13 protein-coding genes and 2 riboswitches are annotated in these 12,924 nt (G+C 60.5%); of the genes, 9 read left to right on the top strand and 4 right to left on the bottom strand.

Annotated features, from left to right (window positions below):
* The first annotated feature begins 11 nt into the window (after positions 1 to 11).
* A complete protein-coding gene (locus tag PhaeoP97_RS16310; RefSeq protein WP_072505968.1) occupies positions 12 to 878 on the top strand; it encodes a branched-chain amino acid aminotransferase in 867 nt (288 codons plus the stop codon).
* Positions 879 to 997: 119 nt separating this feature from the next.
* Here PhaeoP97_RS16310 and PhaeoP97_RS16305 read toward each other — a convergent pair whose 3' ends face one another.
* Positions 998 to 1,426, bottom strand: a complete 429-nt coding sequence (locus tag PhaeoP97_RS16305) for an organic hydroperoxide resistance protein (RefSeq protein WP_072505967.1) — start codon at positions 1,424 to 1,426, stop codon at positions 998 to 1,000.
* 119 nt (positions 1,427 to 1,545) lie between these two features.
* Between PhaeoP97_RS16305 and PhaeoP97_RS16300 the strand changes: the two genes are divergently transcribed.
* Positions 1,546 to 1,992, top strand: a complete 447-nt coding sequence (locus tag PhaeoP97_RS16300) for a MarR family winged helix-turn-helix transcriptional regulator (protein WP_072505966.1) — start codon at positions 1,546 to 1,548, stop codon at positions 1,990 to 1,992.
* 9 nt (positions 1,993 to 2,001) lie between these two features.
* On the opposite strand, the gene PhaeoP97_RS16295 is transcribed toward PhaeoP97_RS16300, so the two are convergent.
* Positions 2,002 to 2,937: a DMT family transporter gene (locus PhaeoP97_RS16295; RefSeq protein WP_072506535.1), complete on the bottom strand. Its 936-nt coding sequence runs from the start codon at positions 2,935 to 2,937 to the stop codon at positions 2,002 to 2,004.
* A 116-nt stretch (positions 2,938 to 3,053) separates the two neighbouring features.
* On the opposite strand from PhaeoP97_RS16295, the gene PhaeoP97_RS16290 reads away from it, so the two are divergent.
* Positions 3,054 to 4,556 (top strand): malonate--CoA ligase, encoded by a 1,503-nt coding sequence (locus tag PhaeoP97_RS16290; protein WP_072505965.1) that lies wholly within the window; start codon positions 3,054 to 3,056, stop codon positions 4,554 to 4,556.
* 54 nt (positions 4,557 to 4,610) lie between these two features.
* Here the strand turns inward: PhaeoP97_RS16290 and aroC are convergent, their stop codons facing one another.
* Complete coding sequence (gene aroC, locus PhaeoP97_RS16285; protein WP_072505964.1) at positions 4,611 to 5,717, bottom strand: chorismate synthase; 1,107 nt, start codon at positions 5,715 to 5,717, stop codon at positions 4,611 to 4,613.
* Between the two features lie 279 nt (positions 5,718 to 5,996).
* A riboswitch (TPP riboswitch) is annotated at positions 5,997 to 6,089 on the top strand.
* 31 nt (positions 6,090 to 6,120) lie between these two features.
* Here aroC and thiB point away from each other — a divergent pair.
* The 3 genes from thiB to PhaeoP97_RS16270 are packed head-to-tail and all read left to right on the top strand — an operon-like array spanning position 6,121 to position 9,309.
* Positions 6,121 to 7,098 (top strand): thiamine ABC transporter substrate binding subunit, encoded by a 978-nt coding sequence (thiB, locus tag PhaeoP97_RS16280; protein WP_072505963.1) that lies wholly within the window; start codon positions 6,121 to 6,123, stop codon positions 7,096 to 7,098.
* Complete coding sequence (locus PhaeoP97_RS16275; RefSeq protein ID WP_072505962.1) at positions 7,074 to 8,630, top strand: thiamine/thiamine pyrophosphate ABC transporter permease ThiP; 1,557 nt, start codon at positions 7,074 to 7,076, stop codon at positions 8,628 to 8,630. The genes thiB and PhaeoP97_RS16275 overlap by 25 nt, the downstream gene beginning before the upstream one ends.
* Positions 8,617 to 9,309, top strand: a complete 693-nt coding sequence (locus PhaeoP97_RS16270; RefSeq protein ID WP_072505961.1) for a thiamine ABC transporter ATP-binding protein — start codon at positions 8,617 to 8,619, stop codon at positions 9,307 to 9,309. The genes PhaeoP97_RS16275 and PhaeoP97_RS16270 overlap by 14 nt, the downstream gene beginning before the upstream one ends.
* Positions 9,310 to 9,327: 18 nt before the next feature.
* On the opposite strand, the gene PhaeoP97_RS16265 is transcribed toward PhaeoP97_RS16270, so the two are convergent.
* Positions 9,328 to 9,765, bottom strand: coding sequence for a 6,7-dimethyl-8-ribityllumazine synthase (locus PhaeoP97_RS16265; RefSeq protein WP_072505960.1), 438 nt, complete (start codon positions 9,763 to 9,765; stop codon positions 9,328 to 9,330).
* A gap of 79 nt (positions 9,766 to 9,844) precedes the next feature.
* Positions 9,845 to 10,051, bottom strand: a riboswitch (FMN riboswitch).
* A 134-nt stretch (positions 10,052 to 10,185) separates the two neighbouring features.
* On the opposite strand from PhaeoP97_RS16265, the gene PhaeoP97_RS16260 reads away from it, so the two are divergent.
* The 3 genes from PhaeoP97_RS16260 to petB all read left to right on the top strand — a co-directional run bounded on the left by PhaeoP97_RS16260 (position 10,186) and on the right by petB (position 12,909).
* Positions 10,186 to 10,788 (top strand): glutathione S-transferase, encoded by a 603-nt coding sequence (locus PhaeoP97_RS16260; RefSeq protein ID WP_072505959.1) that lies wholly within the window; start codon positions 10,186 to 10,188, stop codon positions 10,786 to 10,788.
* 214 nt (positions 10,789 to 11,002) lie between these two features.
* A complete protein-coding gene (gene petA / locus PhaeoP97_RS16255; RefSeq protein WP_072505958.1) occupies positions 11,003 to 11,563 on the top strand; it encodes a ubiquinol-cytochrome c reductase iron-sulfur subunit in 561 nt (186 codons plus the stop codon).
* Positions 11,564 to 11,574: 11 nt separating this feature from the next.
* The gene (gene petB / locus PhaeoP97_RS16250; protein ID WP_072505957.1) at positions 11,575 to 12,909 is read left to right on the top strand and encodes a cytochrome b; all 1,335 of its coding nucleotides are present in this window, start codon (positions 11,575 to 11,577) and stop codon (positions 12,907 to 12,909) included.
* The last annotated feature ends 15 nt before the right edge of the window (positions 12,910 to 12,924 follow it).

Below are 12,924 nucleotides of genomic sequence, written 5' to 3'. Positions count from 1 at the left end.
GGAGGTGCGCCATGGCGGGTTATGATGATCGGGACGGTTTGATCTGGATGGACGGTGAGATGGTCAACTGGCGCGATGCCAAGGTCCATATCCTCAGCCATGCGATGCATTATGCTTCCTCCGTATTTGAGGGCGAGCGCGCATATAAGGGCAAAATCTTCAAAAGCCGTGCGCATTCTGAACGCTTGGTTGCCAGCGCCGAGGCGCTGGATATGCCAATGCCCTACACCGTCGACCAGATCGAAGCGGCGAAGGAAGAAACGCTGAAGGCCAGCGGATTGCAGGACGCCTATGTGCGTGCCCTGGTCTGGCGCGGCTCGGGCGACGACATGGGTGTCGCCTCTGCCAAGAACCCGGTGCGCATGGCCATCGCGGTTTGGGGCTGGGGTGCCTATTACGGCGATGCCAAGATGCAGGGCGCCAAGCTCGACATCGCAGAGTGGAAACGGCCAAGTCCGGAAACCATCCCGGTGCACGCCAAGGCCGCGGGTCTCTATATGATCTGCACCATCTCGAAGCACAAAGCCGAGGCCAAGGGCTGCTCGGATGCGCTGTTCATGGACTATCGCGGCTACGTGGCCGAGGCGACCGGCGCCAATATCTTCTTCGTCAAAGATGGCGAGGTGCATACGCCTACGCCGGATTGCTTCCTGAACGGGATCACCCGTCAGACCGTGATCGGCATGCTGAAGGATCGCGGGATCACCGTGCATGAACGCCACATCATGCCGGAAGAGCTGGATGGTTTCGAACAGTGCTGGCTGACCGGTACCGCTGCCGAGGTGACGCCTGTTGGCCAGATCGGGCCGCATAGCTTTGAGGTGGGTGAGCTGACAAGGGATATTGCCAAGGCCTACGAGGCATTGGTGCGCAGCTGATCATTCGACCAAAATGATGGCAACATCGCTGTTAAATTGCAAAAGCGCGGAGCAGATGCCCCGCGCTTTTTCCGTATCAGCCCCTTTGGCAGGGGCGGCTGTCCAGTGATGCGATCTGATTAGACCAATTCAGTTGTTACGGTCACATTGCCGCGTACAGCGTTTGAATAGGGGCAGATGTTGTGGCCGGCATCCGCCACCGCCTGCGCCTCTTCTGTGGACAGGCCCGGCAGACTGACTTTCAGCGCCACGGTCAGGCCAAAACCGCCTTCGTCGCGTGGGCCGATGCCCACCTCAGAATGGACAGTAACGTCATTTGGCACTTTGGCCAGGCTGTCGTCCTGCGTGGTCGCGAATTTCATCGCACCGATATAGCAGGCGGCATAGCCGGCCGCGAACAGTTGCTCTGGGTTGCTGCCGTTGCCGCCGCCGCCCATTTCCTTGGGCGGATCCAGATCAAAGCTGACCTCGCTGTCGTGGATCGTGGCTTTGCCATCGCGGCCACCGGTTGCTGTGGCCCCTGCGGTGTAGACGGGAGAAACGCTCATGTTTGGATCCTTTCTTACTGTGGTCTGGTACGAATTTACATCGCGTGCGATATAAGTGGGGTTATCTGAGCAAAGGTCAAGGGCTTGCGAATACATCGTACGCGATTTAAATTGACCGCATGACCAGCTCCCCCGATCCCAGTATGCCGGACACCTCCGACCTTTTGTGCTTTGCGATATATTCCGCAAATCACGCGCTTACGCGGCTGTACCGTCCGTTATTAGCGCCTCTCGGGCTAACCTACCCTCAGTATCTGGTGCTGATTTCACTGAACCATCATGACAGGCAGACCATTTCGGCGCTGGGCGACCGCTTGGATCTGGAAACCAATACACTAACCCCGCTGCTCAAACGGATGGAGGCAGCGGGGCTTTTGTCGCGTGTTGCCAACCCCGAAGACGACCGTAGCCGCATCCTGCAACTCAGCGATCAGGGGCGCGAATTGGTCGGAAAGGCGGGTGAGATTTCAGCCTGTGCTGCCGCGACGATGGGAGGTGACTTGGAGGAATTGTTCGATCTACGCGACCGTATCAACGCGTTGCGCGCGCGGCTTGGGGCTGGGTAGGCGGCTCTGTCAGGCCTTGGGATCGGTGACAGACCGCGCCATGCCGCGTTCCAGACCCAGACGGCTCTCGCGCCAGATCACCAGCACATTGCCCGCGATCACCAGCCCCGACCCGATCAGCATCACCAGCGTTGGCAGCTCATTGAACCATATGTAGCCCAGCAGGATTGCAAACAGCATTGAGGAATAATCGTAAGGTGCCAGCATGGAGGCAGGGGCGAAGCGGTAGGACGATGTGACTAGGATCTGCGCTACGCCGCCGACCAGACCCGCGCTGATCAACAGTACCAGCGTTGTTGGATCCGGCCAGACCCAGCCAAAGGGCAGCGTGCACAGCGACAGGAGCGATGCGGTGAGCGAGAAATAGAACACGATGGCTGCGGTATGCTCTGTCATAACCATGCGTCGAATGTGGATCTGCACCAGCCCCCGCGCCACGGTTGCGATCAGAATCAGGATCGCCCCCAGTGTGGCTGTATCGCCAAGGTTGCCGCTGCCCAATCGGGGCCAGAGCATCACCAGAACCCCGACCAGCCCGATGGTGACAGCGCTGATGCGGATCAGCCTGATCCGCTCACCCAGCAAAACCGCCGCAAGAATCAGTGTAAAAATCGGCGTGGCGTAGCCAATCGCCGTGACCTCGGGAAGGGGCAACATTCCCAGCCCCATGAAGGTCATGCCCATCGCTGTTGTCCCGAGTATTCCACGCAGGAAATGGCCACCGGGGCGGTTTGTCTTTAGCCCGTGCAGCAGCTCCCCGCGCAGGGTCAGCCAGATCAGGATCACCGGAATGGCAAAAAACGATCGGAAGAACACCGCCTCACCGGCGGGCACCACGTCCGAGGTCGCTTTGATGATCGCCGCCAGCCCGGTGAACAGGGCAATCGCCGCCAGTTTCAGCGCGATGGCACGGCCCGGTTGATGCGATGTTAAGGATTTCACCATGCGCAGACCCTGCGCCCAAGCGTCAGAAAGTGCAACGGGTTGATTTTCCCACCCGGCTTTGTCCAAGGTCACGCAACGCTGCACCCACCCGTCGCCCCGCTGCAAGGAGTCCTCCGATGTATGACGCCAATCCTCTGATGTTCCACCTGCGTGCTGCGTCCCTGGGGCGCGAGGGCGCCCTGTTTGCCACCCGTCCCGGCGCGGATCCGGTCAGCTATGGCGATCTGTTTGCGGGGGCGGAGCGTATGGCAGCCGCACTTGTTTCACGTGGAGTCGCGCCGGGCGATCGTGTGGCTGCTCAGGTGAATAAATCCCTTGCGGCACTCCAGCTCTATCTGGGAACGGTGATGGCCGGGGCAATCTTTCTGCCACTCAACCCCGCCTATACCGATGCCGAGGTTGCTTATTTCATCGGGGATGCCACGCCATTTGTGTTTGTCTGTGATCCTGCGCGGCTGGACGGGGTGCAGGGGGTGGCAGGTAGGGCGCATCTTCTGACGCTGGATGGGGCGGGGCAGGGCAGCCTTGCGGATTTGGCGGCTGGGCAAGCGGGGTTCGAACCGATTGAACGGAAGCCCTCCGATCTGGCGGCGATCCTCTATACCTCTGGTACCACCGGGCGCTCCAAGGGGGCGATGCTCAGCCATGAAAACCTCTATTCCAACTCACTGGCCTTGCGCGATTATTGGCAGTTCACAGCTGAGGATGTGCTGATCCATGCCCTGCCGATCTTTCACACGCATGGGCTGTTTGTGGCGACCAACGTGGCCCTTCTGGCAGGCGCGCAGGTGGTGCTGCTGCCCGGTTTTGATGCGGAGGCGATACTGACAGAGATGCCAAATGCCACGGCGCTGATGGGGGTGCCGACCTTCTACACACGGCTTTTGTCGGACGCACGGCTGACCCCGGATCTGGCGGCCAATATGCGGCTGTTCATCTCCGGGTCGGCGCCGCTGCTGGTGGAGACCCACGAGCAATGGCAGACCCGCACTGGTCACCGTATTCTGGAACGCTACGGGATGACGGAAACCAATATGAGCACCTCCAACCCTTATGAGGGCGAACGGATCGCTGGCACCGTTGGCCCCCCATTGCCGGGGGTCGGGGCGCGGGTGACGCTGGACAATGCGGAAATCCCGCTGGGCGAAATTGGCGTGCTGGAAGTGCGCGGGCCGAATGTGTTTCAGGGCTACTGGCAGATGCCGGAGAAAACCGCCGAGGAGCTGCGCCCGGATGGCTGGTTCATCACCGGTGATCTCGCGAAGATTGACGACAGGGGTTATGTCACCATCGTGGGCCGGGAAAAGGATCTGGTGATCTCCGGGGGGTTCAATGTCTATCCGAAGGAGGTCGAGACGCTGATCGACGATCTTCCCGGGGTGCTCGAAAGTGCGGTGATCGGCGTACCACATCCCGATTTCGGCGAGGCGGTTGTGGCCGTGGTAGTCCCGACTGGGGAGGGCACCGATGCTGCGGCCATTCAAGCGGCTTTGTCAGGGCAGCTGGCGAAGTTCAAACAGCCCAAGTATATCGCGCTGATGAAGGAACTGCCGCGCAACACCATGGGCAAAGTGCAGAAAAAAGCGCTGCGCGAGACATTCGCCCAGCTGTTTACCTGATTAGAGAGGCCGCCGCCGTCTCGCGTCTGACATCAGGGCGAGACGGTGATCGGATCAACCGCCGATATGGCCCTGGTTCTCGCCCACCTGACCGCGATGCAGCAACAGGTGATCCAGGATCACGCAGGCCATCATCGCCTCTGCCACCGGCACCGCACGGATTCCAACACAGGGGTCATGGCGGCCTTTGGTGATGACTTCGGCGGCGCTGCCATCCTTTCGGATCGACTGGCGCGGCGTCAGGATTGATGACGTGGGTTTGACCGCAAAGCGCACCACGACATCCTGCCCGGTGGAAATGCCACCCAGAATGCCGCCCGCATGATTGGAGGAATAGACCGGCTGGCCATCCTCGCCGAGGAAGATCTCATCAGCGTTTTCGGAGCCTTTGAGGACCGCTGCATTCATGCCTTCGCCGATCTCGACGGCTTTCACTGCGTTGATCGACATCATCGCTGCGGCCAGATCGGTGTCCAGTTTGCCATAGATCGGCGCGCCGATGCCTGCGGGCACGCCTCGGGCGACAACCTCAATCACAGCACCAACGGACTCGTGATCCTTGCGCAGTCCCTGTAGGTAACCTTCCCAGTCCTGAACGGCGTCTGCATCGGGGATCCAGAAATCATTCCGGTCAATGGCGTCCCAATCAAAGCGGCTGCGGTCGATTTCCATCTCTCCCATGCGGGTCATGTAGCCTTTGATTTCCAGGTCGGGCACCAGCGCCTTGATCGCCTCCCGTGCCACACCGCCAGCCGCAACACGGGCTGCGGTTTCGCGAGCCGAAGAACGCCCACCGCCACGATAATCGCGATTGCCGTATTTCTGGAAATAGGTGATGTCGGCATGGCCGGGGCGGAAAGTCTGGGCGATATCGCCGTAATCCTTGGAGCGCTGATCGGTGTTTTCGATCATCAGCTGAATCGGCGTGCCGGTTGATTTGCCCTCGAACACACCTGACAGGATTTTGACCGCGTCAGGTTCGTTGCGCTGGGTCATGTTCTTGTTCTGACCGGGGCGACGTTTGTCCAGCCACTGCTGCAACATCTCGGCATCGACCGGGACATTGGGGGGGCAGCCGTCAACCGTCGCACCCAAGGCGGGTCCGTGGCTTTCGCCCCAGGTGGTGACGCGGAACAAATGGCCAAAGCTGTTGATCGACATGGGCGCGGTCTCCTTTGCGGGATTGCTTAGCGGGGGAGGGCGGCTCTCTCAAGGGGTTTCCTGTGTTGCGCAGCGTGTTGGGGGCGCTGCCCCCGCCACCCTGCGGTCGATTCCCCGGGATATTCCCGGTCAGAAGATAGGAGGTGTTAACCTGGCAGAAAGGACAGGCAGACTCCCCCAATGTTTCGCGTGCGAAACAATTAGTCAGCCCTACTGTCGTTCTTTGAGCATATGCAAGGCGGCTATCGCTTGTCTTTCGCGGGTCTGCCGCTTAGGGTCCGCGCCACCTCGGGGTGCGCCTTCGGCGCTGAGATCACACCCGTAGAACCTGAACCGGCTAGAACCGGCGGAGGGAAGGTATGGACTGGCTCCTCCCTTGCCCCTCGTCGCGAAGGAGGATGCCATGAAACATCTTGTACTTGCAGCGGGACTGCTGGGCGCTACGGCCGCCTATGCCGATACGCCTGAATTGATTGTCTACACCTACGACAGCTTTGTCTCTGACTGGGGGCCTGGTCCGGCCGTCGAGAAAGCCTTTGAGGCGACCTGTGGCTGTGATCTGAAGCTGGTCGGCGCAGGCGACGGCGCGGGGCTGCTGGCGCGGGTGAAGCTGGAAGGCGCGCGCTCTGACGCTGATGTGGTGCTGGGGCTTGATACCAATCTGACCGCAGCGGCCAAGGCGACAGGTCTGTTTGCGGATCATTCGGTCAGTGCCGACTATGCGCTGCCCTTCGCCTGGGAGGACGCCACTTTCGCCCCTTATGACTGGGGCTATTTTGCCTTCGTTCACAAGGCGGGAATGGACGCGCCTGCGAATTTTGCCGAGCTGGCCGAAAGTGATCTGAAGATCGTCATTCAGGATCCGCGTTCGTCGACGCCGGGTCTGGGGTTGTTGATGTGGGTGAAGACTGCTTATGGCGATAAGGCGCCTGAGATCTGGGACGGGCTGGCGGACAATGTGCTGACCGTGACCAAGGGCTGGTCCGAAGCCTATGGTCTGTTCCTGGAGGGGGAGGCCGATATGGTGCTGTCCTATACCACCTCGCCCGCTTATCATCTGATTGCTGAGGAAGATGACAGCAAGGCGGCAGCGGTGTTTGACGAAGGTCACTACATGCACGTCGAAGTTGCCGGTAAGTTGGCGACCAGTGACCAGCCGGAACTGGCGGAACAATTCCTGGCCTTTATGGTGTCGGACGCATTCCAGTCGATCATTCCGACCACCAACTGGATGTATCCGGCAGTGACGCCGGCTGATGGGTTGCCCAAAGGGTTTGAGACCCTGGTGGCACCGGAAAAATCGCTGCTGCTGAGCGAAGATGAGGCGGCGGCGCTGCGCGATGTGGCGCTGGATGAATGGCTGACTGCGCTCAGCCGCTAAGATCCCGCTGGGGTCTGGGCGTCGCTGCTGTGGTGGCGGCGCTGATCCTTGGGGCGCTGGCGGCAGTGGTCTGGCGCGCCGAGGTTGGGCGCGGGCTTGGGTTTGCTGATTGGGCCGCTATTCGGTTCACTGTAATGCAGGCGGTGCTCTCGGCTGTTGTCAGCGTGGTGCTGGCGGTGCCGGTTGCCCGGGCGCTGGCGCGGCGGCGGTTTCCGGGACGGCGCTTCCTGATCGCCCTCATGGGCGCGCCCTTCATCCTGCCGGTGATCGTGGCAATCCTCGGCATTCTTGCGGTGTTTGGCCGCTCTGGCTGGTTGAGCGATTTGCTGGGCCTGTTCGGATTTGAGCCGGTGCAGATCTATGGGTTGCATGGGGTCGTTCTGGCGCATGTGTTTTTCAATCTGCCACTGGCGACGCGGCTGATCCTGCAGGGCTGGCAAGAGATCCCGGCAGAACGGTTTCGCTTGGCGGCGCAGATCAATGCAGACAGCCGCGCGATGTGGCAGCTGCTGGAGGCGCCAATGCTGCGACAGGTGGTGCCCGGCGCGCTGGCGGTGGTGTTTGCGATCTGCCTGTCGAGCTTTGCGGTGGCGCTGACGCTGGGCGGCGGGCCGCGCGCCACCACCATTGAACTGGCGATCTATCAGGCATTTCGATTTGATTTTGATCTGGGCCGCGCGGCGATGTTGTCGGGTGTTCAACTGTTGTTGACCGGTGGCGCGGCGCTGGTGGCCTTGCGGGTGGCCACGGGGGAAGGCTTTGGCGCCGGACTGGACCGCCCGGTACGGCGCTGGGACGGGCGGGGGAGTTTCGCCCTCGTCGCGGACGCCATATGCATCATTGGTGCTGCGGTGTTTTTGTTGCTTCCGCTGAGCGCGATTGTGATCGCTGGCCTGCCGGGACTGGTGTCGATGGGGGCGTCGGTCTGGTGGGCGGCGGTGTATTCGACGCTGATTGCCGGGGTCAGCACGCTGGTGTTGCTGGCGGTGGCTTTGCCGATGGCGGTTGCGGTGGCGCTGGGCCGGGGCGGGTTGGTGGAGCTGTCGGGCCTGTTGGGGCTGGCGGTATCGCCACTGGTGATCGGCACTGGCCTGTTTATTCTGATCTATCCTGTGGCGGATCCCTTTGCACTGGCGCTGCCGGTCACAGCGGTGGTGAATGCGCTGATGTCGCTGCCCTTTGCGCTGCGCATTCTGATCCCGCGGGTGCGGGAGGTGCTGGCGCGCTATGGCCGTCTGTCGCTCTCGCTTGATATGCGCGGCGGGGTGTTTCTGCGCCGGGTGCTGTTGCCCCGTCTGCGCCCGCAGATCGGCTTTGCCGCCGGGTTGGCGGCAGCGCTGTCGATGGGGGATCTCGGTGTCATTGCGCTGTTTGCCGATTCTGAAACAGCAACCTTGCCCTTGCAGATCTATCGCCTGATGGGGGCCTACCGGATGGAGGCAGCCTCGGGTGGGGCGCTCTTGCTTTTGTGCCTGTCCATGGGAGCGTTTTACATTCTCGACCGGGGAGGTCGTCGCCATGCTGAGACTTGAGAACTGCCGGTTGGATAACGGTGGCTTTATCGTGCGCGCGGATCTTGCGATTGAGGCGGGTCATCGGGTGGCGGTGATTGGCCCCTCTGGTGCGGGCAAGACCACGCTGATCGAGGCAATTGCAGGGTTCGTTCCCATCACGGTCGGAACGCTGTCCTGGCAGGGGCGCGCGCTGACCGATGTTTTGCCGGGGCAGCGGCCCATCGCGATGCTGTTTCAGGACGGCAATCTGTTTCCGCATCTGAGTGTGGCGCAAAACGTGGGCCTTGGGGTCCGCCCGAATCTGCGATTGACGTCAGAAGAGCAGGCACGGGTGCAGGCCGCGATTGCGCGGGTGGGATTGGCAGGCATGGAAGATCGCAAACCCGCCGCCCTGTCCGGTGGCCAGCAAAGCCGCGTGGCGCTGGGCCGCGTATTGGTGCAGGGGCGCGATCTTCTGCTGCTGGATGAGCCATTTGCGGCGCTGGGGCCAGCGCTGAAGGCGGAAATGCTGGATCTGGTGGCGGAACTGGCGGCGGAGACCGGGGCCACTGTGCTGATGGTCAGCCATGACCCTGCCGATGCGCGCCGGATTGCCGATCAGGTGGTGTTGGTGGCGGATGGCGTGGCCCACCCGCCAATGGCGACGGCGGAATTGCTGGACAATCCGCCGCCTGCGCTGAAGGCCTATCTGGGATAGGCCCTCGCCTATTGCAGGTTACTCGCTCAAGGCCTCTTTGCGGGTCTTGGTGATCATCAGCGCGGCATTGGCCGCCTCGCGCCCCTTGTCGACGAAATGGGCGCGGTAGATTGCGTTGTGATGATCGGTTTCCTGATAATGGTGCGGCGTCAGGGAGACGGACAGGACCGGTACGTTGGTCTCCATACCGGCCTGCATCAGACCGTCCACCACAGCCTGGGCCACAAAATCATGGCGATAGATGCCGCCGTCCACGACAAAGGCCGCACAGGCGATGGCGTCGTATTTGCCGGTCTTGGCCAGTTCTTTGGCCAGAAGCGGCATCTCAAAGGCGCCGGGGACATCAAACACGTCGATCTGCTCTGCGGGGATCAGCTCCTGAAAGCCCTCCAGCGCGCGATCAACGATATCAGAATGCCAGTGCGCCTTGATGAAGGCAAATCGGGTGTGTGTCATTGTGGTATCTCCTATAGGTTTGACACGTCACCCAAGGCGATCACGAGTGATGAGGGCACACGTCCCCCGTGGCCCTGTCACACGTTCTCTTCCATCCGGACTATGACCGTCGGCTCTGGAATTGCACCAGATCTGCTGGACATCATTCCCAGCGCGTTCACAGCCCAAAAAGTGGGAACCGGTTTTCGGTTCAAGCTGTGAAGCCTCTCAAAATGACCGCTCGCGGGCTTGCGGGACTGGCCCGCTTACCGCCGGTGGGGAATTTCACCCCGCCCTGAGAACAGCGCGACCATGGCGGCAAGATGTGCCAAAGGCAAGACATGAGCGCGCGGTATCGCTGCTTATGGGGGTTTTCCTACGGGCCTGCGCAGTTAGAGTGAAACGCAACTGGCCAGATTATCACTCAAAAGGACATTCGACATGAAACTCTATCACGCGCCCACATCGCCCTATGTGCGCAAAGTCATGGTGCTGTTGCATGAAACGCAGCAATTGCAGGATGTCGAGCTGTGTCCGGTGGCGACCACGCCAATTGATCCCAGCAGCGATCTGAAAGCGGCGAATCCGCTGGCCAAAATCCCCGCACTGGAACGGGCCGAGGGGACCACGCTTTATGATAGCCGTGTGATCTGCGCCTATCTCGCAGAACGGGCCGGCGGCGCGATGTATGGTGGCGGCTGGGAGACCAAGGTGCTGGAGGCTACAGCTGATGGCATTATGGAGGCGGCTGTATTGCTGTCCTATGAAAAACGCCTGCGTCCGGCGGACAAGCAGTGGCCAGAGTGGATCGAAGGGCAGAACGGCAAGGTACTGGGTGGCTGCACTGCGTTGAACGCACGCTGGATGGCCCATCTGCAAGGCCCGTTGCGGATGGGCCAGATCGCGGTGGCCTGTGCGCTGGCTTATGTGGATTTCCGTCACCCGGACATGGGCTGGCGCAAGGGAAATGAGGCCCTCGCAGACTGGTTTGCCACATTCGATTCGCGGGCGTCCATGCAGGCGACTCGGCCCCCCGAAAGCTGAGCCATTGCCCTTGTAATACCGGGTGGGGATGCAAATATACGAGTCTGTTTGCAACAGTTGAGCATAATTACTTGCGACTGCGTCCATCTGCGCGCCTATGACCGCTGGACGAAAGCCCTTCTCCCCGCTAGATACCCGCGATGAGTCACTGCGTTCTTTGCGCAGTGTATGCGCATGTTTGCCCTAAACGGGCGCTGGAATTGGAGAAAACCTCGTGTCCCACGCAGAAGACAACGAAGGAACCCGGAGAGATTTCCTCTATTACGCCACTGCCGGCGCCGGGGCAGTGACTGCGGGCGCCGTAATTTGGCCCCTGGTCAACCAGATGAACCCCTCGGCTGACGTTCAGGCTCTGTCCTCGATTATCGTGGATGTGAGCGGCGTTGAAGTGGGAACTCAGCTCTCTGTCATGTTCCTTGGCAAGCCGGTGTTCATTCGCCGCCGCACCCAAGAAGAAATCGACGAGGCACGTGCGGTCGAGCTGTCGGAATTGCCCGACCAACAGGACCGCAACGCAAACAAACCCGGTCTGGACGCGTCCGATGAAAACCGCACACTGGATGACGCCGGTGAATGGCTTGTCATGATGGGGGTGTGTACCCACCTCGGTTGTGTGCCATTGGGTGACGGTTCTGGCGATTTCAATGGCTGGTTCTGCCCTTGCCACGGCTCGCACTACGATACCGCTGGCCGTATCCGCAAAGGTCCTGCGCCTGAGAACCTGCCGGTTCCGACCGCTGTGTTCCTTGACGAAACTACGATCCAACTGGGATAAGGGAGGCATTCATGTCCGGCATTCCGCACGATCATTATGAGCCGAAAACCGGTGGCGAAAAGTGGCTGCACAGCCGTCTGCCCATCGTCGGCCTGATCTATGACACCATCATGATCCCCACGCCCAAAAACCTGAACTGGTTGTGGATCTGGGGCATCGTCCTGGCCTTTTGTTTGGCCCTACAAATTGCCACCGGCATCGTTCTGGTGATGCACTACACACCGCACGTCGATCTGGCATTTTCCAGCGTTGAGCATATCATGCGCAACGTGAACGGCGGTTATATGATCCGCTACCTGCACGCCAATGGCGCGTCGCTGTTCTTTGTGGCGGTCTATATCCACATCTTCCGTGGTCTCTACTATGGCTCCTACAAAGCGCCGCGCGAGATCACCTGGATCATCGGTATGCTAATCTATCTGATGATGATGGGCACCGCGTTTATGGGCTATGTTCTGCCCTGGGGTCAGATGTCCTTCTGGGGTGCGACCGTGATCACCGGCCTGTTTGGCGCGATTCCGTTTGTGGGCGAAGCGTTGCAAACCTGGCTGCTGGGCGGGCCTGCTGTGGACAACGCCACCCTGAACCGCTTCTTCTCACTGCATTACCTGCTGCCTTTCGTGATCGCAGCCCTGGTGATTGTTCATATCTGGGCGTTCCATACCACTGGCAACAACAACCCGACCGGTGTTGAAGTGCGCCGTGGTTCCAAGGACGAAGCCAAGAAAGACACGCTGCCGTTCTGGCCCTATTTTGTGATCAAGGACTTCCTTGGTCTGGCCGTCGTGCTGCTGGTGTTCTGGGCGATCGTCGGCTTTATGCCGAACTACCTGGGCCACCCGGACAACTACATCGAAGCCAATCCGCTGGTGACACCTGCGCATATCGTTCCTGAATGGTACTTCCTGCCGTTCTACGCGATCCTGCGGGCCTTCACCTCGGAAGTGTGGGTGGTGCAGATTGCCTCCTTTGTGACCGGTGGCATTGTTGACGCCAAGTTCTTTGGTGTGCTGGCGATGTTTGGTGCGATTGCTGTGATGGCGCTGGCGCCTTGGCTGGATACCAGCCGTGTGCGTTCGGGTCGCTATCGCCCGCAGTTCAAGTGGTGGTTCCTGCTGCTGGTGATCGACTTCTTTGCCCTGATGTGGTTGGGTGCGATGCCTGCGGAAGAGCCTTATGCCTCCTTCTCGCTGATCGCTTCGGCTTATTGGTTTGGCTACTTCCTGGTCATTCTGCCCCTGTTGGGCGTGATTGAGAAACCGCAGGCCATCCCTGACACCATCGAGGAAGACTTTGACGCCCACTACGGCAAAAAGTCTGGCGCTGACGCCACTCCCGCCGAGTAAATGAGAAGGACAGCA

The sequence above is a fragment of the Phaeobacter porticola genome (assembly GCF_001888185.1).
Classification (GTDB): Bacteria; Pseudomonadota; Alphaproteobacteria; order Rhodobacterales; family Rhodobacteraceae; genus Phaeobacter; species Phaeobacter porticola.
Note: the sequence above shows the minus strand (reverse complement) of the source record. Positions and strands in the feature narration are given on the sequence as shown.